19 protein-coding genes and 4 tRNA genes are annotated in these 21,362 nt (G+C 58.7%); 9 read left to right on the forward strand and 14 right to left on the reverse strand.

The window, feature by feature from the left end:
• Positions 1-34 precede the first annotated feature (34 nt).
• On the reverse strand, positions 35-967 hold the full coding sequence (locus tag PSH80_RS19565) for a chemotaxis protein CheV (RefSeq protein WP_057439688.1): 933 nt from the start codon (positions 965-967) through the stop codon (positions 35-37).
• Between the two features lie 81 nt (positions 968-1,048).
• Between PSH80_RS19565 and flgA the strand changes: the two genes are divergently transcribed.
• The 4 genes from flgA to PSH80_RS19585 all read left to right on the forward strand — a co-directional run bounded on the left by flgA (position 1,049) and on the right by PSH80_RS19585 (position 3,634).
• Positions 1,049-1,813 (forward strand): flagellar basal body P-ring formation chaperone FlgA, encoded by a 765-nt coding sequence (gene flgA, locus PSH80_RS19570; RefSeq protein WP_057960431.1) that lies wholly within the window; start codon positions 1,049-1,051, stop codon positions 1,811-1,813.
• Positions 1,814-1,955: 142 nt separating this feature from the next.
• The gene (flgM, locus tag PSH80_RS19575) at positions 1,956-2,273 is read left to right on the forward strand and encodes a flagellar biosynthesis anti-sigma factor FlgM (protein ID WP_057960432.1); all 318 of its coding nucleotides are present in this window, start codon (positions 1,956-1,958) and stop codon (positions 2,271-2,273) included.
• Positions 2,274-2,321: 48 nt separating this feature from the next.
• On the forward strand, positions 2,322-2,789 hold the full coding sequence (locus PSH80_RS19580) for a flagella synthesis protein FlgN (RefSeq protein WP_057439691.1): 468 nt from the start codon (positions 2,322-2,324) through the stop codon (positions 2,787-2,789).
• A gap of 95 nt (positions 2,790-2,884) precedes the next feature.
• A complete protein-coding gene (locus tag PSH80_RS19585; protein ID WP_057960433.1) occupies positions 2,885-3,634 on the forward strand; it encodes a flagellar brake protein in 750 nt (249 codons plus the stop codon).
• Positions 3,635-3,694: 60 nt separating this feature from the next.
• Here PSH80_RS19585 and PSH80_RS19590 read toward each other — a convergent pair whose 3' ends face one another.
• The gene (locus tag PSH80_RS19590) at positions 3,695-5,074 is read right to left on the reverse strand and encodes an MFS transporter (protein ID WP_057960434.1); all 1,380 of its coding nucleotides are present in this window, start codon (positions 5,072-5,074) and stop codon (positions 3,695-3,697) included.
• A 384-nt stretch (positions 5,075-5,458) separates the two neighbouring features.
• Positions 5,459-6,847 carry an MBL fold metallo-hydrolase RNA specificity domain-containing protein gene (locus PSH80_RS19595; RefSeq protein ID WP_169990015.1) on the reverse strand — a complete coding sequence of 463 codons (1,389 nt, stop codon included), beginning with the start codon at positions 6,845-6,847 and terminating at the stop codon, positions 5,459-5,461.
• Between the two features lie 280 nt (positions 6,848-7,127).
• Here PSH80_RS19595 and PSH80_RS19600 point away from each other — a divergent pair, with 280 nt between their 5' ends.
• Complete coding sequence (locus tag PSH80_RS19600; protein ID WP_305418002.1) at positions 7,128-7,691, forward strand: GNAT family N-acetyltransferase; 564 nt, start codon at positions 7,128-7,130, stop codon at positions 7,689-7,691.
• 54 nt (positions 7,692-7,745) lie between these two features.
• Here PSH80_RS19600 and PSH80_RS19605 read toward each other — a convergent pair whose 3' ends face one another.
• From PSH80_RS19605 to PSH80_RS19615, 3 genes are all read right to left on the reverse strand, one after another.
• A complete protein-coding gene (locus PSH80_RS19605; RefSeq protein WP_057439696.1) occupies positions 7,746-8,669 on the reverse strand; it encodes a universal stress protein in 924 nt (307 codons plus the stop codon).
• A 101-nt stretch (positions 8,670-8,770) separates the two neighbouring features.
• Positions 8,771-10,009: a DUF4010 domain-containing protein gene (locus PSH80_RS19610; protein WP_120733940.1), complete on the reverse strand. Its 1,239-nt coding sequence runs from the start codon at positions 10,007-10,009 to the stop codon at positions 8,771-8,773.
• A gap of 315 nt (positions 10,010-10,324) precedes the next feature.
• The gene (locus PSH80_RS19615) at positions 10,325-11,398 is read right to left on the reverse strand and encodes an NAD(P)-dependent alcohol dehydrogenase (RefSeq protein ID WP_057444072.1); all 1,074 of its coding nucleotides are present in this window, start codon (positions 11,396-11,398) and stop codon (positions 10,325-10,327) included.
• Positions 11,399-11,661: 263 nt separating this feature from the next.
• Here PSH80_RS19615 and PSH80_RS19620 point away from each other — a divergent pair, with 263 nt between their 5' ends.
• The gene (locus PSH80_RS19620) at positions 11,662-12,585 is read left to right on the forward strand and encodes a universal stress protein (RefSeq protein WP_057960439.1); all 924 of its coding nucleotides are present in this window, start codon (positions 11,662-11,664) and stop codon (positions 12,583-12,585) included.
• 399 nt (positions 12,586-12,984) lie between these two features.
• Here PSH80_RS19620 and PSH80_RS19625 read toward each other — a convergent pair.
• Positions 12,985-13,061 (reverse strand) — tRNA-Arg (locus PSH80_RS19625).
• 330 nt (positions 13,062-13,391) lie between these two features.
• Between PSH80_RS19625 and PSH80_RS19630 the strand changes: the two genes are divergently transcribed.
• The 3 genes from PSH80_RS19630 (at position 13,392) to PSH80_RS19640 (ending at position 14,546) form a co-directional block, all read left to right on the forward strand.
• The gene (locus tag PSH80_RS19630; RefSeq protein WP_057960440.1) at positions 13,392-13,616 is read left to right on the forward strand and encodes a hypothetical protein; all 225 of its coding nucleotides are present in this window, start codon (positions 13,392-13,394) and stop codon (positions 13,614-13,616) included.
• A gap of 11 nt (positions 13,617-13,627) precedes the next feature.
• Positions 13,628-13,807, forward strand: coding sequence for a PA3371 family protein (locus PSH80_RS19635; protein WP_057960441.1), 180 nt, complete (start codon positions 13,628-13,630; stop codon positions 13,805-13,807).
• 412 nt (positions 13,808-14,219) lie between these two features.
• Positions 14,220-14,546 (forward strand): Arc family DNA-binding protein, encoded by a 327-nt coding sequence (locus PSH80_RS19640; RefSeq protein ID WP_057439705.1) that lies wholly within the window; start codon positions 14,220-14,222, stop codon positions 14,544-14,546.
• Between the two features lie 96 nt (positions 14,547-14,642).
• Here PSH80_RS19640 and mgtE read toward each other — a convergent pair whose 3' ends face one another.
• The 7 genes from mgtE to alaS form a co-directional block, all read right to left on the reverse strand.
• A complete protein-coding gene (gene mgtE, locus PSH80_RS19645) occupies positions 14,643-16,085 on the reverse strand; it encodes a magnesium transporter (protein WP_057960442.1) in 1,443 nt (480 codons plus the stop codon).
• 375 nt (positions 16,086-16,460) lie between these two features.
• A tRNA-Arg gene (locus PSH80_RS19650) sits at positions 16,461-16,537 on the reverse strand.
• 72 nt (positions 16,538-16,609) lie between these two features.
• Positions 16,610-16,686 (reverse strand) — tRNA-Arg (locus PSH80_RS19655).
• A gap of 108 nt (positions 16,687-16,794) precedes the next feature.
• Positions 16,795-16,885 (reverse strand) — tRNA-Ser (locus PSH80_RS19660).
• Positions 16,886-16,947: 62 nt separating this feature from the next.
• Positions 16,948-17,136, reverse strand: coding sequence for a carbon storage regulator CsrA (gene csrA, locus PSH80_RS19665; protein ID WP_003178872.1), 189 nt, complete (start codon positions 17,134-17,136; stop codon positions 16,948-16,950).
• Positions 17,137-17,319: 183 nt separating this feature from the next.
• Complete coding sequence (locus PSH80_RS19670; RefSeq protein ID WP_057439706.1) at positions 17,320-18,561, reverse strand: aspartate kinase; 1,242 nt, start codon at positions 18,559-18,561, stop codon at positions 17,320-17,322.
• A 97-nt stretch (positions 18,562-18,658) separates the two neighbouring features.
• Positions 18,659-21,277: an alanine--tRNA ligase gene (alaS, locus tag PSH80_RS19675; RefSeq protein ID WP_057960444.1), complete on the reverse strand. Its 2,619-nt coding sequence runs from the start codon at positions 21,275-21,277 to the stop codon at positions 18,659-18,661.
• Between the last annotated feature and the right edge of the window lie 85 nt (positions 21,278-21,362).

Below are 21,362 nucleotides of genomic sequence, written 5' to 3' on the forward strand. Positions count from 1 at the left end.
CTCTTAACTCGTGTGACCGCCAGGGAGAAAGCCCCTAGCCGTGATCTGCAGATTTGATCCGGTCGACTACCCGGGATGCCAGGTCATCAGGACGGAATTTGGCCAGGAAGTCATCGGCACCGACCTTCTTGACCATCGCCTGATTGAATACACCGGACAATGAAGTATGCAGGATGATATGCAATTTTTGCATGCGTGGGTCGTTGCGTATCTCGGCCGTGAGGGTGTAGCCGTCCATTTCCGGCATCTCGATGTCGGAAATCATCATCAGGAATTCTTCTTCCGGTTTCTTGCCTTCGTCCACCAGCTTACGCAGATAATCCAGCGCCTGGCGGCCATCATTGAGCGCCACCACTTCGACACCCACGGTCTGCAGGCAACGGGACACCTGCTTGCGCGCCACCGAGGAGTCATCCACCGTCAACACCCGCAGGGACACGGCCTTTTGCTGGGTCTGCTCATCCACGACCCCCACCGAAATCTGCTCCGACGTGGGTGCCACTTCCGCGAGGATCTTCTCGACGTCGATGATTTCCACCAACTGGTTATCGACCCGCGTCACTGCCGTGAGGTAGTGATCGCGCCCGGTGCCCTTGGGTGGTGGATGGATCTCTTCCCAGTTCATGTTGACGATGCGTTCCACCGAGCGCACCAGGAAACCCTGGGTCTTGGTGTTGTACTCGGTGATGATCACAAACGGGCTCTCACGATCCTGCAAGCCGGAAGAGCCGGTGGCCATCGCTAGGTCAAGAATCGGAATCGTCGCACCCCGGATGTTGGCCACGCCACACACCACCGGGTTGGACTTGGGCATTATGGTGAGCTTGGGACATTGCAGCACCTCCCGCACTTTAAAGACGTTAATGCCATAGAGCTGCTTGCCATCGAGACGAAACAGCAACAACTCCAGGCGATTCTGCCCTACCAGCTGTGTGCGCTGGTTCACTGAATCCATTACACCCGCCATGCCCAGACTCCTACGCTACAAAACTTACGGGTACGACGCGTACCCAACACAAAACGGCACGCGCTTTGCTATTTATTGGCCATGGACATCAAAACGACAGTTTCCCGACGCCTTCGCTCGCCACAGTACCGCAGATTGCTCTGCGCCTGGACGGCGTTGTTTGCCTTGGGTACCGGCCTTGCAGCCCGTGCCGACAACGTCACCTTGCCTGATCTACTTATCGGCGTCACTCAAGGCTTTCTTGAGTTCACTGTAGAAGATTATCTGGCAACCACACAGACACCGGGCCGTTATGAAATCCAGGTCAACCAGTTGGACCCGCGTTTGCGCATGCCCATGTGTGACAAGGAATTGACAGGCTCCCTGGAAAGCCCCGCCCAGCCCATTGGCCGCGTGACCGTGCGCGTGCGCTGCGACGGCAGTTCGCCCTGGACCGTGTTCGTGCCGGCCCAGGTCCGCCTGTATCGTGACGTGGTGACCGTCACCCGCCCGCTCAAGCGCACCGGCATCATCGGTTTTGAAGACGTGGCCCTGCGCGAACGGGACATCAGCCAGATCAGACAGGGTTACCTCACCTCCGTGGACCAGGCCGTCGGGCAAAAACTGACCCGACCAATGGTCACCGACCAGGTCATCACCCTGGTTCACCTGGAACAGGCAGAAGTGGTGCGCAAGGGCGACCATGTGGTGATATCCGCCAGCAGCGGGGGGCTGAACGTGAAAATGCCGGGGGAAGCCCTGGCCAGTGGCGGGATGAGCGAGCAGATTCGCGTGAAGAACCTCAACTCCAAACGTGTGATCAAGGCTCGGGTAACAGCCCCTGGCCAAGTGGAGGTGGCGCTATAGATCACTGGCGTGGGACGCTGGCTTTTCCTACACTGTGCGCATGATCTGGCGGTGCACAGGTTTATTGTCGATCGCGCCTAAAGTTTGTCCGGGTATGGCCGAAAACATGGCAAGCGTCCAATTACCCAGAGGTTTTTTTAACATGGTCATTGATTTCAGCCGATTGAACAGCGCCCAGGCAACGCCCGGCGGCACGCGTACCAACGCGGCCAAGGACAGCGTTGAAGCCAAGGCCCCGGCACTGCCTGCCAAGGCAGAACAGACCGCTTCGACCCAAAGTGGCGAATCGGTGCATTTGAGCAACGAGGCTCAACAGTTGCAGAAGATCACAGACTCGCTGCGCGATCAGCCGGTGGTCAATAAAGCCCGTGTGGCCGAATTGAAGCAGGCAATTGCCGATGGCAGCTATCAGATCGACAACGACCGTTTAGCCGGCAAAATCATCAAAGCCGAGCGCTAGGCCAAGGCCTGCGCCAGGCTTTTGGACGCTTAAACCCCAAGGCCAGCCATGCACGACGAAAATCTGCTGCAACTGATCAATGAAGACCTGGCTCCGGCGCAACAGTTGCTGGAGCTGCTTCAAGACGAATTCGTGGCCCTGTGCGGCCGCGACATGCGCGTGCTGGAAGACATCCTGGCACGCAAGCAATCGCTGATCATCCTGCTTGAACAACACGGCCAGAAACGCAGCCAGATCCTGCTCAGCCTGGGCCTGCCCGCTGATCACAGCGGCCTGGAACAGCTCGCCAGCCATTCATCGGTCGGTGACCAGTTGCTGGCTCAGAGCGCAGCGCTCAATCAGTTGTTGATCAGTTGCCAGGAGGCCAATGTGCTCAATGGCCAGTCGATCCAACTGCAGCAAGCCACCACCGCCAACCAGTTGCGCATCCTCCACGGTGGCGAACCTCCAGCACTGTATAACGCCCAGGGCTCCACCTCACGGTTGGTCAAGCCCAGCACCCTCAGCCAAGCCTGACGCCGGTTTATCGCGCGCCCTATCAAGGCGCGCCACATACTGGCAAAATGCCGGTTCTTGCGTGTAGTCGTATTTTGTCTGGAGATGGAAGAACCGTGTTCAACACCCTCAACGCGGAAGATACTCCGCAGCCACCCAAGGTCCTCACCACCCCTCTGGAAATTGCCGGCACCCTGCGGCTGCTGCAAGAGAGCCACGACCCGCTGATCATCACCTTCCACGAACGCAACCAGCGCTTCCAGAGCTACCTGGTGGATGTCGACAAGGACAGCAAGACCCTGAGCCTGGACGAAATGATCCCGCCCGAAGGTGAGCGCTATCTGGAAAATGGCGAAGCATTTCGCATCGAAGGCTTCCACGAAGGCGTGCGCGTGGCCTGGGACAGCAATGGCAGCCTGACCATCGGCACAAAAGACGGCCACCGCATCTACAAGGGCAGCCTGCCTGAAGAAGTGGTCTACCATCAGCGCCGCAATGCCTTTCGTGCGGCATTGAAACTGGCGCAACTGGTGAATATCGAATTGGGCGGCGAGAAACTCAAGGCGCCTCTCAGCGGCAAGTTGCTGGACATCTCCGCCACCGGCTGCAAGCTGCGCTTTGAAGGTGATATCTCCGAGCGCCTGCAATTGGGCCAGGTCTACGACCGCTTTATCGCCGCCCTGCCCTTCGGCAGCATGACCACGGCGGTGGAGTTGCGTTACCTGCACTTTGAAGAAAGGATCAACACCACCTTTGCCGGTGTGCGCTTCCACAACATGAGCGGCCTGGTGCAGCGTCAGGTTGAGCGTTTTGTCTACCAACTGCAGCGCGAGGCGCGTCGGTTCGATAAAGACGACGATATGTAAGCGCCGAACCACAGGCACAAAAAAACGGGCAGCTCCTTGGGGAACTGCCCGTTTTTCGTTTCAGGGACGGGCCCGGCTCAGGTCATGCGGGTGGTCTTCCGGGTCCGGATGCTCCGGCGGCTCGGGCTCAGGTTGTGGCTCCACTTCAGGTTCGGCTTCGGGCGCAGGTTCCGGCGCGGTGGTTTGCATCTGGTCCTGCACCACTTGCTCATCCACACGCGGATCGAGGGCAGCCACCAGGGGCGAGCTGGACATGCTGTCGGGCATCGCCACGTGATGCAGCGGCGCATCGTCCACCTGATGCAGATTGGTCACCGCCTTGGGGCGGATGCGCCAGACCAGGATCAAGGCGCACAAGCTGAAGAACGCATACAGCATCTGGTTGCCGAACAGCTTCATGACCACGCCTGCCAGCAACGGCCCGACACTGGCGCCCACCCCGTAGGTCACCAGCAACATCGCCGTGAGCGAGACCCGGCGATCACCTTCGACATGGTCATTGGAAAATGCCACGGCCAGCGGATACAGGCAGAACTGCACCAGCGAGCACAGGAAGCCGGCTATAAACAGCACTTCCAACGGCACCTGAGTCATGATCGCCAGCGGCAATGCCGCCACCGCCAGGCACAGGGCGAAGCAGCGGATCAGCAGCGCACGGTCATAACGATCCGACAGCCAGCCCAACGGCCACTGCACCAGCAGGCCGGCAAAAATGCAGCTACCCATGAACAGACCGACCTGCTCGGTGCTCAACCCCTGCTGGGCCGCATACAGCGGCGCCAGACCGTAGAAAGAGCCGACGATTAGGCCGGCACCCAACACCGTACTCAGGGACTGCGGCACGCGCTTGATAAAGAAGCGTGGCTCCATGGGCGCCGGATGCAAGGGCGCCGGGTGAATACGCCGAGTCATGGCCACCGGCACCAGGCACAGGGCGAAACACAGCGCCACCAACATCAGCAGCTCAAGCCCCAATTGGGGGTGCATGACCAGAATCAGCTGGCCCAGCACCAGGCCCAGGTAGGAGGCGATCATATAACCGCTGAACACCACGCCCCGCTGCTTGGCGTCGGCCTGCTCGTTGAGCCAGCTCTCGATGACCATGTACTGGCACATCATGCCGAGGCCGACGATTATCCGCAGCACGATCCAGGCCGGCAGCCAATCCACCAGGCCATGGCCCAACACCGCCGCACCGACGATCCCGGCACACGTGGCATAGGCCCGGATATGCCCGACCCGGGCGATCAGGCGATGCCCGATCTTGCCCCCCAGCACCAGGCCAAAATAGTTGGCCGCCATCAGCGCACCGACCCACAGGCTGTCGACGTTATCCGCCGCCAGGCGCAAGGCCAGGTAAGTACTGAGCAGGCCGGAGCCGATCAGCATCATCAAGGAGGCGAAATAAAGGGCTCGAAAAGATTTCCAGATTTGGCGCATCGGCGTTCCGAGCGGCTCCTTGCAGTGGGTGTCAGGCTATTTACACGATAGCCTGAAGACGAAGCCTCGTTAAGCCCTGGCACCTAAGGCACCCGGGAATATTTTGATCCGACAAGCGGGACAACTTCGGGTTTATCGAAGCATGAAGCCTTCGATGAACTCGACACCCAACAGTTCCTTCTTCTGTGAGTTACGTGTCAGACGCACTCAGACCGGGAGCAAGGTACAAGGTCTGCACAATATATCGCGCCCGCCAGCCAGACGGCACTGGCCAAACGGCTAACGAGGCCCTGCTCCTGGAAAAAACCCGAGCGTCAGCGGCTGGCTGCGTCAACCCCTTGGCCAGTCTGGAGCCTGCCGTAAAGCGGCAAGGACTGTTTGCTATCAGCCGGATATGTTCGAAGGGTGATCGGTGGCGCTGAGTTCGACGCTATCGCGATACTCCGGCACCGAGACCGACCAGCCCAGCTCCAGGCTGATACGTCGGCGCAGCACATCCGAGGCATTGGGTTCGCCGTGCACCACATAGGTGTGTTTCGGTGGCTGCTTGAACCCGCGAAGCCATTGCATGATTTCATCGGCATCCGCATGTGCCGACAGGGACTGCATCGGCACCACCTCGGCCCTGATGGGCACCTCCTTGCCATGAATACGCACGGAAGGAGCCCCCGCGACAATTTGCGCGCCGCGGGTACCGCCCGCCTGGAAGCCGGGAACCAGCAGCGTATTGATCGGGTTGGGGGCCAACGCCTTGAGGTGGTGGATCACCCGCCCCCCGGTAGCCATGCCGCTGGCAGCGATAATCACCGCCGGCGTGCGCTGCTGGTCCAGGCGGATCGAATCTTCGGTGGTGCGCACAAACTTCACGACGTGGCACATGCCTTCGCACTCCTGCGCGGTCAAACGGTGTTCGCTGCGAAAACGCTGGTACAACGTGGTGACGTCGGTGGCCATGGGGCTATTGAGATAGATCGGCACATCGGGAATCAAGTGTTGCTGCTTGAGCCGATACAAGTGGTACATCAGCAACTGCGCCCGACCGACGGCGAAGGAAGGTACCAGGGTAATGCCATGGCGCAGCGCGGTGCGGGTGATGACGTCGGCCAATTGCTCCTCTGGCAGCTCGGCCGGGTGCTTGCGGTCACCGTAGGTCGACTCCACCAACAGGTAGTCCGCCTGCTCGATGGTCTCCGGAGCGAACATCAGGGGGTCGTCGGGTCGCCCCAAGTCTCCCGAGCACACAAGCGTAACGCCATCGGCGACCACCTCGACCGTGGCCGCGCCCAATATATGCCCGGCGCCGCGCAGTTGGAGGGTCATGCCGGTGACGATCTCAATCCTGTTATGCAGCTCGATCGGCCGTAACAGCTTCAGCGCTCGCTCGGCGTCCTGTTCGGTATACAGCGGCGCCGCCGGGCTGTGCTTGGAAAAGCCATGCCGATTGGCAAACTCAGCCTCTTCTTCCTGGAGGCGACCACTGTCTAGCAGCAGGATCTTCAGCAGGTCACAGGTCGCAGGCGTGGCATAGACCGGCCCGCGATAGCCATTGCGCACCAGGACCGGTAGATAGCCACTGTGATCCAGGTGGGCATGGGTAAGCACAATCGCATCGAGTTCACCGATCGGAAACGGCAGCGCATCCCAATTGTGCAGCCGCAGCTGTTTATAGCCCTGGAAAAGGCCGCAGTCGATCAGGACATGATGGTCGTGGTGCTGCAGCAGGTACTTACTGCCGGTGACCGTGCCCGCAGCACCGAGAAATGTCATATGCATAGCCGTCTCCATGAATACTCAAGGGAAGTGCCATTGATCGCTCTTAATGACGCAGGTGCAGTTGATTTCAATCAACTGCCTGGGTGACGGGCCGCCAATTCCGTAAATGGCTGATCCGCCCAGGGCCGCCGCGTAATCCACCTCAGTCATCCGAAAATCAAGGATGCCAACACAAGTAGCTGATCCAGATCAGCGCCCAAAGCCCTCAACGACGTAGAAAGGAAGCACCGCGAGGTTTATCTGCGCGCGCCGGCCTTTTACATCAGATGGAGGCTCACCCATGCCCACCTTCAAAGACCACAATGATCGGGCGGCGGCAGTTTATGCCACCGTCACCGCAGAACACTGGATCGAAGCGCTCAGGGACGGTCGCCACGTACTGATACGGCCGCTCGAGGACAAGGATCGCGAGCGTGAGTATGCGTTTATCAAACGCTTGTCCCCCGAATCGAGACATATGCGCTTCCTGGCGCAGATCAACGAGCCCAGTGACAGCCTGCTCAATACGTTGATGGACACCGATAAGCAACATCGAGTGGCCTATATCGCGCTGGCGCACGAAAACGGTCATCTGATCGAGATCGGCATCAGCCGTTACGCCGCTACCGGCAAGGATGACTGTGAGTGCGCAGTAACAGTAGCCGATGAATGGGCGCACCTGGGCCTGGGCACTCTACTGATGAAACATTTGCTCAACGCCGCCAGCAAGAATGGCTACCGCCGGATGTATTCGGTGGATGCCGCGAGCAATATCCCCATGCGTAACCTGGTCAGAGCCCTGGGCTTCGAGTCATGCATTGATCCCCGTGACCCCCACCAAGTGATCCATAGCCGTCACCTGTAGAGCTACGGCCCCGCGCTGCTGCGCTCAACGCTCCAGCGCGGGGCCGTGGCCTGCTCAGGATTGCAATACCCGCCCGGGCTTGATTGCCAGCACACTGCAGGGCGCCCGCTGCAGGAGTTGTTCAGCGGTGGTCCCGAGCAACTTGTTCAACCCCTTGTGCTGAACCGTGCCCATCACAATGATGTCCGTGCGATGCTCGGCAGCGAACTCACAAATACTCAACACCGGGTTGCCCTCGATGAAGTGGCGATACTCCGGCGGTACACCATGGCGTTCAGCCATGGCGGCAAACACTTCCCGCTGAGTCGTGCCCAGCGCCTCATAAATCCCAGTGGCCAGGGGCAAGGCACCAAAGCCCATGTCCTGGACGTAAATCGCCGCCCAGTCATACACATGCATCAACTCAAGGTGGGCATCGCATTCGTTGGCCAGCTTTACCGCTGCGTTGATGATCTGGTCGTTGAACACATTGTCCTGCTCCTCGTCGCGCAGCACATCGACGATGGCCAGGATATTGCGCGGCCGAGGGTTGAGCGCGTTGGTCACCAAATGCACAGGTACCGGACAATCGCGCAGTAACTGCCAGTCCAGCGGTGCGAAAAAGATCCGCTGCAAGGCTGATTCTTCCTGCGCATCCTTGATGATCAACGCCAGTGGCATCTCACTGACAAAGTGCATGATTTCTTCGTAAGGGTGTTGCACCCACACCACTTCGCTGGTGACCTGCACCCCGTGCTGGCTGATCAACCCCGCCTGCTCCGTGAGCCACTGCCTGTGGTTTTGCAAATAACCGTCACGGGCCCGGTTCATTTGTTCAGGGGCAAAAAGGCCGGCCACCGCCAAGGCCTGCAAGTAGTCAAATGCGACAATGTGCAAAGGCATTTGCATCGCCTTGGCCAACGCGCCGGCCCGCTCGAACGCGGGTGTACGGGTCAGGGTTGAGGGGGCAATTAACAGTAAACGCTGAGCCTGCGACATGGGACACCTCGGCACGTGGCCTTTTGGTTGCTGACACCTATAGAGTGAACGCACCCGACTCAGCCAACTTGATCTTCATCAGGTACCAGGTTGAATGTGATTCAAAGAAGCAAGATCCCGGCCCACATGGCCAGCGTCAGCAAGACCTGACCCGGGATAACGTAAGCGGCGAACCGTCGCCCGCCGCTGATCCACGCCACCAGGCATTTGCTCAGCGTGTTACTGCTGACTGCAATCAGTATAGGAATGGTGGTGGCGCTAAGTGGCAACTGACCGGACTTGGCCAATGTCGAAATTGATGCTGTCGAGGAATGGGCATCGGCGAGGCCGGACAGGGTCGCCGTGAGCATGACTCCGATTTCACCGAAGTGATTGAGCATCACCGACGACAGGAAAGTGATGCCGGTCATGGTCAATGAGACCACCAGCGCCAGCTTGAGATTGAACGCGCCGCCGACCTTGATCGGTTGCCCCACGTCATTCGCAGGCCGGGGAAACATCAAGCACAGTCCATACAGCGCTGTAGCAGCGGCGCCGCACAACAGCGGTCCCCAGATATGACGTAACAGACTGCTGTCGACCGCCCCCATGATCAGCCCGACTTGGGTGACAGTCGCCAGGTTGGAGAAGATCGCGGCGGCACTCAAGACCTTGATGTTCTCCGGCTCCCTGGCGGCGATATTCCCCATGGTGGCAATGGTCACGGTGCTGGAGGCAAATCCCGAAGCAATGGCACTGATTGCATACCCATACCGGGTGCCCAGGGTGCGCACAGCAATATGCCCCACCGCCCCCACTACCATGAGCAATACCGTGAGCGTGCAAATGGTGCGCAGGTTGATCGCGGCGTAGGCGCCGATAAAGCGGTCAGGGACCAGCGGCAGCACCACCAGCGCGGCAGTCGCCAGTACCAGGCCGTCGCGCACTTCCACATCAGTCAGTTGGTTACGGGCAAAGTAGTGCAGCTTCTGTCGATAGGTCAGCAGGCCCGCCATCACCACGGCGATGGCGATGGCCAGTTCGGGCGATGTACTGCACATCGCCCCCAGCAGCAAAACCGTGATCAATGCCACTTCACTGGTGACGCCCGGGTCATCGCTCAGGCTGCGCCAGTACGCCACGGTGACCAGCAACCCAAGGGTTATCGCCACGATCCCGACCAGCAGACCGGCGCCGACCTGCATCGCCACATAACCCAACAGCGCGGTGATCGCAAACGTGCGCAGTCCTGCACAGGCGCGGCCTTGTCCCTGCCCTTTGTGCCGCTCGCGCTCCAGCCCAATGAGCATACCGATCCCCAGTGCGGTTGCCGCGCCTGCCATGCCGAGGGTTTCATTCATGGTTTTGTCATCGATGCTGGCCTTGTCTTGCGACCCACTCGTGACTCCACGAGGTCGGCCGAACCGTTGCAACCATGTCGCTGGGCTATCGAGCTGCGTGGGCCGCTCGCCGGACAGGGGGCGGATCGACATTGATCGGCCAGGCATGCGGCGCGTCTATACGCGTCCGGAGTCGCCTGACGAATGCCTGCGCACCTTCCAGGGTTTTGAACTCCACTGCGACACCTTCCATGTGCACAACCCAGCATGCGGTTGCCTGCTCCTGCGTGATATCAATTAGCATTGACGACCTCCAGACCCCCTCTAACCCCATCTTCACGGCGTAATCGCGACCTTCATCACACCATCCTGCTGGTGAGCAAACAGCTCATAGGCCGCTTCAATGTCGTCGAGCTTGAAACGATGGGTTACCAGGGGTGACAGGTCCACACCGCCGCTGTTAACCACCGCCATCAGCCGGCGCATACGCTCTTTGCCGCCGGGGCACAGGGTCGTGACAATACTGTAGTCCCCGAGCCCGGCGGCGAAGGCATCCAGGGGTATGCGCAAGTCACTGGAATAAACGCCGAGACTGGATAACCGACCACCGGGGCGCAAGACCCGCAAAGCGGACTCGAACGTGCCTTGCGTGCCCAATGCCTCGATGGACACATCCACCCCACGCCCATCGGTCAAGGCCATGATTTGCTCGACGACATTACCGTCCTTGAAGTTGACCACATGGGTGGCCCCCAGGCGCCGCGCAACACTCATCCGCGCAGGCACGGCATCGACGCCAATGATGGTAGTCGCGCCCTTGAGACGCGCGCCGGCCACTGCACAGAGGCCGATTGGCCCGAGGGCGAACACCGCAACGGTATCGCCGATGCTGACCTCGGCGCGCTCTGCCCCGGAAAAACCGGTGGACATAATGTCCGGGCACATCAACACCTGCTCATCGCTGAGGCCGTCCGGAATCGGGCATAAATTGGCGGTGGCGTCTGGCACCAGCACGTACTCCGCCTGGCAACCGTCAATACTATTGCCGAACTTCCAGCCACCCGTGGCGCGAAAACCGTGGCGGGTGTCCGGGCCATCCTGCGAAGCACAGCCACAGAGGCAAGCGTAACTTTGCCCGCTGGGAGTGATGGCACCGGCAATGACCCGCTGCCCTTCGACAAAGCCGCGCACCTGCGAGCCCAACTGCTCAATGACCCCTACGGGCTCATGCCCCACCGTCAGCCCTTTGGCCACCGGATACTCACCGCGCAAGATGTGCACGTCGGTACCGCAGAGGGTCGTCGTGGTAATCCGGATCAAAGCATCCAGAGGCCCCACAGTGGGGATGGGTTTGTCTTCCAGGACGATCCGGTTCTTTTCAACGAAAACAGCCGCTTTCATGGTCGCCATGGTGATCCTCCGCCACTGTGGGTGCGCCAGGTTCGGCACGCCTATAAGACTGCGCCGAGGAAACACTGGAAAGATTGATAATGGTCAACAATTTCGTCGCTGACCGACCGCACGTCGGGTTGCCACCCGATTGCCCCCTGGGTTTGACAAAGATCAACCCGACCTCCCGCAGTCCGCCACACTCTAATTGCGAGGTTTCAGGTTCCAATGGCTGCGCGGCGATTGGGGCGGGCACCTGCGCATTTACCTACGGGAGAGATGTCATGTCTGATCAATCACGCTTCATGTTGGTCGTCCCACCCTTGATGGAGAACAGCCCCGCTTTTGATCGAGCCGCCGCCCTGGCCAAGGCTGCGGATGCGGCATTGCACATCGTGGCATTTGACTATCTCGAGGGGCTGGCAACGGCCGGGCTGGTCAACGAGCAAGCGCTGGAGCAAATGCGCATCGGCTATGTCGAACGCCATCGCCAATGGTTGGAAGACCAGGCCCGCCCGTTGCGCAGAATCGGGGTGCATGTCACCACTGAAGTGGTCTGGGTGAACGACCCCTTGCAGGAAATCCTCATCCACCTCAAAGAACAACCCATGGCGGTGTTGATCAAGGCGCTGGAGCATGAATCGCTGCTTTCACGCCTGATGTTTACGCCACTGGATGTCCACCTGTTGCGCGAATGCCCGGTACCCTTGCATTTCGTCAGCCATATGCACCACGCCCTGCCCCGCAAGATCATCGCTGCAGTAGACCCTTTTCATCGCGACGGGCAATACAAAGATTTCAACGACACCATTGTGCAAGAGGCCGCGAAACTAGCGAGCATCTGTCACGCAGAACTAGACGTCATTTATGCCCACGACCTTTCAGCTATCAGTGCCGATGAATTCGGTTTCGAAAATGGCGCAAGCTTCTTCTCCTCCAGCAAAGCCCGGACACTGTTTGATGCCCAGGCCGATGCCTTCCACGAACTGGCGGAGCGCAACGGTATTCCACCGGAGCGCCAGCACATGATCATGGGCAACCCCGCCAAGGTGCTTGCCAGCTACGCGAGTGCCTATGAGACCGATGTGATTGTGATGGGCCGAATAGGCCATCGGGCCATGGACCGATTAATCGGCAGCACTGTGGAACACCTGCTGTACAAGATGCCCTGCAGCGCTTGGGTGATTTCTCCGCAGGAGTTGCTTTGAAGGCAGGGTGGGATGTGGGGCTGGCGGGGCTGGGCGGGAGAGAAAAATGGGGGCCCCGCCCTAGCGCTCGGCCTGGACGTTCGGGAAGTGGAGATAAGCCCCTAATCTTAATGGCGTCAGGCAATCGCCATGCTACTCAACGTCTGTAGCCTTGAAGTCATCACTTGGAAATGATGCTCCAACATTCCAACAAAGTTCCGACGAAGGGTCAGTTTTCAATCAGCCCGACAGTCGAGGCAGGCTGCACCAGCCAGTTAACCCAATCGAGGTGACAAAGCGCAGAACGAATCCTGAGCCGGGGAGGATGTGCTTTGAAATGCCTTGCGCATGTCTTTCACTGGCCCGGCTATAGCCCAAACCGAGGGTGAAGTGCGAGAAAAGCTCAAACCCGGCTAAATATGGTGTCCCAGGGCCGGTTCGAACGGCCAACCTTCCCCTTAGGAGGGGGATGCTCTATCCAATTGAGCTACTGGGACTAATGACAGGCGCTGGGCCAGACGGCGTTGCGACGGACGGCGTGCATGTTAACGGTCAGGGTGGGTTTTGTCATGTCGTCCGTCAGCTTTTTAGGCGTAAGCCTTTATCCCACCCAATCGGCGATAAGCCGTTGCCCACGGGCCTGCCGAGCCCATCGTGCAAAATGCATTGGCGCGAAATGCCATCATTGCATATTGCAATGAGCCATACTTTTGAGATCAACTTAAGTTATTGTTTTAAAAGGATTTAAATCAAAATAATAGCTGGCATGATGACTGCACTCTATGTACTTATAAAACTGTCCTGCACGTGAACACGGGGAAAGACCCATGAACAGCACCCTTCTGCTTCTGAACGCCGTGGCCTTGGCCGTACTGGTGACATTCCACTTCCAGGCCGGCAACGACAGCGATTCAGCGCAGATCAGCCAAACGGGCAGCTACCACGCTCAACAACGGCCTCAACTGGCCCTGATGACAGGCGATGGACAATCATCGGTGCACCTGGCACAGGGTGCACAGGCCGCCAGCTCTTCTGAACACCTGATTTTCTAAGCGAGCCCATCATGACCAAGACAGTCTGGCTATTTCTGATCCTGGCCCTTGCCACCGGTATTCTGGGACTCAACCTTCCGTCGAATGACTGGCAAGCCCTTTGCCTGGGCGCCTGTGCCCTATTCACAGTCGCGCTGGTGATCGCCATGGTCGTCGGGCGTCGCTTCAAGTTCGACCCGATCCTGCGCTGACCCTGCCTGTGACGAGAGATTGATACCGTCTCAATCCTGCTCGCCTGACCGCCCTACCTTATGTCGCCCCGGCTCGCAAATCGGCCATTTGCCACTAGTCTTAAAATTAAGGGCAAAAGGCCACATTGCTATAGGATATGCGCCCGAAAACCCCATCGGAGCGAGAGCCTGCGGCCCGGTTCTTGCGCAGAAAAGTTTTCCAACCAGTCCGCAAATTTGAAAATGAGTACTGGCACAAAGCCTGTAGTAAGCTCAATATTTGTCACAGAATTGACGCCAAGGAACCGGCAAAACTGAGGCATGATGCGGCCTCTTTGCAATTCGGGTTGAACATTTGTCCGCAAGCCTTGTCCTAACACACATGTTGCGGCCAATTCCAAAAACCGCTCCCCTGAACTAACCGGTTAAATATATGCGCCCATTGAAACAGGCAATTTATTCCAGCCGTACGGCTGACAAGTTCGTCGTACGTCTGCCAGACGGAATGCGGGAACGCATTGCCGAGGTGGCTCGCAATCATCATCGCAGCATGAACTCTGAAATTATCGCGCGCATGGAGCAAAGCCTTATTCAGGAAGGCGCGTTGGGTGATGAGCCGAGCATGCGTATGGACAGCCCGGAGCTGTCACTGCACGAACGCGAGCTGCTACAGCGGTTTCGCCAACTGTCCCACCGCCAGCAAAATGCGCTTGTGTCGCTGATTGCTCATGACGTTGAGGCAGCCGCAGAAGCCGAATAATCGGCAACTGAAAGCTGAAGCCAGCCTTGCGCTGGCTTTTTTTTGCCCGGGATTTTTACTTTTGTGCAGGAGCCGGCGTGCCGGCTCCCAATAGGTTCAAAGCAGGAAGATCGTCGCCAGCCCCAGGAAGATGAAGAAGCCGCCACTGTCGGTCATGGCCGTGATCATCACACTGGCCCCCATCGCAGGATCGCGCCCGAGGCGCGCCAGGGTCATGGGGATCAATACCCCCATCAGTGCCGCCAGCAATAGGTTAAGGGTCATGGCCGCGGTCATGACCACGCCCAGGGACCAACTGCCATACAGCAGGTAGGCCACCACGCCGATCACGCCACCCCATACCAGACCATTGATCAGGCCCACAGCCAGCTCCTTGCGCATCAGGCGCGAGGTGTTGCCGGTGCTTACCTGATCCAGGGCCATCGCCCGCACGATCATGGTGATGGTCTGGTTACCCGAGTTACCCCCAATACCGGCGACAATCGGCATCAGTGCCGCCAACGCCACCAGCTTTTCGATAGAGCCCTCGAACAGACCAATCACCCGCGAGGCAATGAACGCAGTGACCAGGTTGACCGCCAGCCACGCCCAACGGTTGCTCAGTGAGCGCCAGACTGACGCAAAAATATCTTCCTCTTCACGCAGACCCGCCATGTTGAGGACTTCGTTTTCGCTTTCCTCACGGATCAGGTCGACCATCTCGTCGATGGTCAAACGGCCAATCAGCTTGCCGTTCTTGTCGACCACCGGGGCCGAAATCAAGTCATAACGCTCGAATGCCTGGGCGGCATCGTAGGCGTCTTCATCAGGATGAAAGCTCACCGGGTCGCTGGCCATGACCTCAGCCACTTGTTTGTCCGGGTCGTTGACCAGCAGGCGCTTGATCGGCAGCACGCCCTTGAGGATGCCGTCGTAGTCCACCACAAACAGCTTGTCGGTATGCCCTGGCAGCTCCTTGAGACGCCGCAGGTAACGCAAGACCACTTCCAGGCTGACATCCTCTCGGATGGTGACCATTTCGAAGTCCATCAATGCGCCGACCTGTTCCTCGTCATAGGACAACGCGGAGCGCACACGCTCACGCTGTTGACCGTCGAGGGTCTCCATCAGCTCATGGACAACATCACGGGGCAGTTCAGGGGCCAGGTCGGCCAGTTCGTCAGCGTCCATCTCCTTGGCGGCGGCCAGGAGCTCGTGATCGTCCATGTCGGCGATCAGGGTTTCACGAACCGAATCGGATACCTCGAGGAGGATGTCGCCATCGCGATCCGCCTTGACCAACTGCCAAAGCGTCAGACGGTCGTCCAGCGGCAGAGCTTCAAGGATGTAGGCAACGTCGGCAGAGTGCAGGTCATCGAGCTTGCGCTGCAACTCGACGAGATTCTGCCGATGGACCAGGTTCTCGACCCGGTCTTGATGAGGGCCTTCCTGGCGATGGGTCAGATCTTCGACCACACGCTGGCGCTGCAGCAGCTCAACGACTTGAGCCAGGCGATCCTGCAGGCTTTCTTGTGTTTTCTTTACTTCTACTTCGGTCATAGGCGAACTCCACTCCCAGCAGCGGGGCACGCCGGAAGGATCAATCAGTCAATTCATGATTGGTAAAACGGGGTACTGAGTAACTACTGGGTAAGTCCATGGAGGTATTCCACAAGCCCCGGCGGGGCTGACGGGCGCAATGATACACCGCCCGGCCGTTTTAAACGTTAAAAAACTGGAAAGAACAAGCGCTTGCGCAACAAAGCTGAGTGTTGGCCACACGTATGAAACTGCGACGACGCTGACAGAAAAGAAAACACATGGCCGAGAGAAAAACATGCAGGCCGCAGACGATTCCTACACAAGCACACCCCCACGGGAAAATAAAAACCCCAGACGGCAAAAAGCCCGCACTAGGCGGGCTTTTTGTTTGTATGGTGCACTCGACAGGATTCGAACCTGTGACCGCTCGGTTCGTAGCCGAGTACTCTATCCAGCTGAGCTACGAGTGCAGATTGTGGTTTTATACCAGATCACAACTGGTTGAAGCCAAGTTATCTGCATTGCTGCAACTAACTCTTAAATGGTGCACTCGACAGGATTCGAACCTGTGACCGCTCGGTTCGTAGCCGAGTACTCTATCCAGCTGAGCTACGAGTGCATTTGTTGCCGCGCATTATAGGCCGTTCAATCTCTATGTAAAGCTATTTTTTCGTTTAGTTTCAAGCACTTAGCGAAAAAACCAGATTGCAACGTACTAAGCAAATAATGGCGGAGAACGGGGGATTCGAACCCCCGACACCCTTTTGAGGTGTACTCCCTTAGCAGGGGAGCGCCTTCGGCCACTCGGCCAGCTCTCCGCAACACGGGGCGTATATTAACCAGCTTCATCCCCGTTTGCAAACATAAAAAACGATAAAAATTAATGGCTTGGTTCGTCGTCCTTCTCTTTCTTGATCCGCAGGTAGATTTCCTCACGGTGGACGGCCACCTCTTTGGGGGCATTAACCCCAATCCGCACTTGATTGCCTTTGACGCCGAGCACGGTCACGGTGATTTCGCCATCACCAATAATCAGGCTTTCTGCGCATCGACGAGTCAGAATCAGCATACCTTTCTCCTCACGCATTTCATTTCGGGAACAACAGTCTGCAAAAAAAGGCCCTGGGCCTATGACCAAACGGCCATGGACCTGCACGCCTTAGTATTGTCGAGCACGGGCAAAAGAACAGGCTTGCGCCCTCACCCGACAAAAAAGAAAGGCGCGGATCAACCGCGCCTTCCTGGCAACGCGTTACTCGCCCTGTCGGGCCGGCGCGTCTAGTTCGAAAGCGGTGTGCAGTGCACGCACAGCCAGTTCCAGGTACTTCTCTTCGATCACCACCGATACCTTGATCTCCGACGTGGAGATCATCTGGATATTGATGGTTTCCTTGGCCAGGGATTCGAACATGCGGCTGGCAACACCCGCATGGGAGCGCATGCCCACACCGACGATCGATACCTTGGCGATCTTGGTGTCGCCGACCACTTCACGAGCACCGATTTCCTTGGCAGTGTTCTGCAGGATACGTTCGGCCGCATCGTACTCGTTGCGGTGCACAGTGAAGGTGAAGTCGGTGGTGTTATCGTGCGCAACGTTCTGCACGATCATGTCGACTTCAATGTTCGCGCCGCTGATAGGCCCGAGAATCTTGAACGCCACGCCCGGGGTGTCTGGCACGCCACGGATGGTCAGCTTGGCTTCATCGCGATTAAAAGCGATGCCGGAAATGATCGGCTGTTCCATGGATTCCTCTTCATCAATAGTAATGAGGGTGCCCGGACCCTCTTTAAAGCTGTGCAATACGCGCAGCGGTACGTTGTACTTGCCGGCGAACTCCACCGCCCGGATCTGCAACACCTTGGACCCGAGGCTGGCCATTTCCAGCATCTCTTCGAAGGTGATCTTGTCCAGGCGCTGGGCCACGGACACGACGCGCGGGTCGGTGGTGTAGACGCCGTCCACATCGGTATAGATCTGGCATTCGTCAGCCTTCAAGGCTGCCGCCAGCGCCACACCGGTGGTGTCGGAACCGCCACGGCCCAGGGTCGTGATATTGCCGTGCTCGTCGACGCCCTGGAAACCGGCGACAACCACCACGCGACCGGCCTTCAGGTCACCACGAATCTTCTGGTCGTCGATCTGCAGGATGCGCGCCTTGGTATGCGCGCTGTCCGTCAGGATCCGTACCTGGGTGCCCGTGTAGGACACCGCCGGCACGCCACGCTTGTTCAGCGCCATGGCCAGCAGGGCAATGGTCACCTGCTCACCGGTGGACACGATCACATCCAGCTCACGCGCCAGCGGCGCCTGATCGCCACTGATTTGCTTGGCCAGGTCGATCAGGCGATTGGTCTCGCCGCTCATGGCCGACAGCACCACCACCAGGTCGTCGCCGGCATCGCGGAATTTCTTAACCTTGTCGGCGACCTGCTCGATTCTTTCGACAGAGCCGACCGAGGTGCCTCCAAATTTCTGTACGATCAAAGCCATTTCTAAGCCGCCTCAGCCCGTAAAGGAGCGCCCAATAAACAAATCTTCCAGCAGCTAAGCGAGCCCATGACTAGACCATGGGCTCATTAACAGCGCCTTAAATACCGGCCTCGACAAACGGCACGGTCAGGGCCAGGGCCGCGTCCAGGGCTCCGGCGTCTACACCACCGCCTTGTGCCATGTCCGGACGACCACCGCCCTTCCCGCCCACTGCCGCGGCGGCTTGCTTCATCAAATCACCGGCTTTGAGTTGGCCAGTCAGGTCTTTGGTTACACCGGCAACCAGTACGACCTTTTCCTCATGGACACTGCCGAGCAGGATCACTGCGCGGCCGAGCTTGTTCTTCAACTGATCGACCAAGGCCAACAGCGCCTTGCCATCTTGACCGTCCAGACGTGCAGTCAGAACCTTCACGCCCTTGATGTCCAGGGCCGAGGCCGACAAATCGTCGCCCGCGGCGCTGGCCGCCTTGGCCTGCAACTGCTCCAGCTGTTTTTCCAGCTGGCGGTTGCGCTCCAGTACGGCAGAGAGCTTGTCGATCAGGTTGTCACGGCTGCCCTTGACCAGGGTCGCCGCTTCCTTGAGTTGTTCTTCGGCCGCATTCAGGTAGGCCAGGGCCGCAGCACCGGTCACTGCCTCGATACGCCGTACACCGGAAGCCACACCGCCTTCGCTGGTGATTTTCAGCAGGCCGATGTCGCCGGTGCGCGCGGCGTGGATACCGCCACACAGCTCCACGGAGAAGCTGCCGCCCATGCTCAGCACGCGCACTTCGTCGCCGTACTTCTCGCCAAACAGCGCCATGGCGCCTTTTTTCTTGGCGGTTTCAATATCGGTTTCTTCAGTTTCTACCGGGGTGTTCTTGCGAATCTCGGCGTTGACGATATCTTCCAGTGCCTTCAATTGCTCAGGCTTGATCGCTTCAAAATGGCTGAAGTCGAAGCGCAGGCGCTGGCTGTCGACCAACGAACCCTTCTGCTGGACGTGCTCGCCCAATACCTGGCGCAGCGCGGCGTGCAGCAAGTGGGTGGCCGAATGGTTCAAGGCGGTTGCATGCCGCACCTCAGCATCAACCTGAGTTTCTACCGGAGCGCCGACCGTCAGGTTACCCAGCACCAACACACCGTGATGCAGGAAAGCACCGCCGGTCTTGGTGGTGTCGCGCACGTCGAAACGACCGGATGTCGAACGCAAGAAACCACAGTCACCGACCTGGCCGCCGGATTCGGCGTAGAACGGCGTCTGATCAAGCACCACGACCGCCTCTTCGCCTTCGCTCAAGACATCGACCGACTTGCCATCTTTATAGATAGCCACGATCTTGGCCGAGCCGACGGTAGCGTGATAGCCGGTGAACTCGGTCGCCACGTCAACCTTGACCAGGGTGTTGTAGTCCAGGCCAAAAGAGCTCGCGGAACGAGCGCGTACACGCTGGGCTTCCATCTCACGCTCGAAACCAACCTCATCGACCGTCAATTCACGCTCGCGGGCGATGTCGGCCGTCAGGTCCATCGGGAAGCCATAGGTGTCATACAGCTTGAACACCACATCACCCGGCACCACGGTACCTTTGAGCTCAGCCAGGTCCTGTTCCAGGATCTTCAGGCCGTGCTCCAGAGTCTTGGAGAACTGCTCTTCTTCAGCCTTGAGCACGCGCTCGATGTTGGCTTGCTGCTGCTTGAGTTCCGGGAAGGCTTCGCCCATCTCGGCCACCAGCGCGGCAACGATTTTGTAGAAGAAGCTACCCGTGGCGCCCAACTTGTTACCGTGGCGGCAGGCACGACGGATGATGCGGCGCAGCACATAGCCACGGCCTTCGTTGGAAGGCAGCACGCCGTCGGCAATCAGGAAACCGCAAGAACGGATATGGTCCGACACCACTTTGAGCGAAGACTGGTTGTCGTTGGCGCAGCCAATGGCCGCGGCCGACGCGCTCAGCAGGTTCTTGAACAGGTCGATTTCGTAGTTGGAGTGAACGTGCTGCATCACCGCGCTGATCCGCTCCAGGCCCATACCGGTATCGACCGACGGCGCAGGCAGCGGATGCAACACGCCATCGGCGGTGCGGTTGAACTGCATGAACACGTTGTTCCAGATCTCGATGTAACGGTCACCGTCTTCTTCCGGCGAGCCCGGCGGGCCACCCCAGATGTCGGCGCCATGATCGTAGAAAATCTCGGTGCACGGGCCGCACGGGCCGGTATCGCCCATGGTCCAGAAGTTGTCGGAGGCGTAAGGCGCGCCCTTGTTGTCGCCGATGCGAATCATGCGTTCGACCGGCACACCGATCTGCTGGGTCCAGATGTCGTAGGCTTCGTCATCGGTGGCGTAGACGGTAACCCAGAGTTTTTCCTTCGGCAGCTTCAGCACGCCAGTGAGGAAGGTCCAGGCGAAGTTGATCGCGTCTTGCTTGAAATAATCGCCAAAGCTGAAGTTGCCGAGCATTTCGAAAAAGGTGTGGTGACGGGCGGTGTAGCCAACATTCTCCAGGTCGCTGTTCTTGCCGCCGGCGCGCACGCACTTCTGGCTGCTGGTGGCGCGGGTGTAGGCGCGCTTTTCCTGGCCCAGGAAGCAGTCCTTGAACTGGTTCATCCCCGCGTTAGTGAACAGCAGGGTAGGGTCATTGCCTGGGATCAAGGAGCTGGAGGCGACACGGGTGTGACCTTGCTCTTCGAAGAAGCGAAGGAAGGCTTCACGGATTTCTGCGCTTTTCATTAGGTTCTTCCACGGAGGCTGCGGCCAAAGGCCAGTGCTAAACGTCATCAGACGGAGCGACGGCAAAGGGCCGCATTATATCGGC

The sequence above is a fragment of the Pseudomonas sp. FP818 genome, assembly GCF_030687335.1.
GTDB classification, from domain to species: Bacteria; Pseudomonadota; Gammaproteobacteria; order Pseudomonadales; family Pseudomonadaceae; genus Aquipseudomonas; species Aquipseudomonas shahriarae.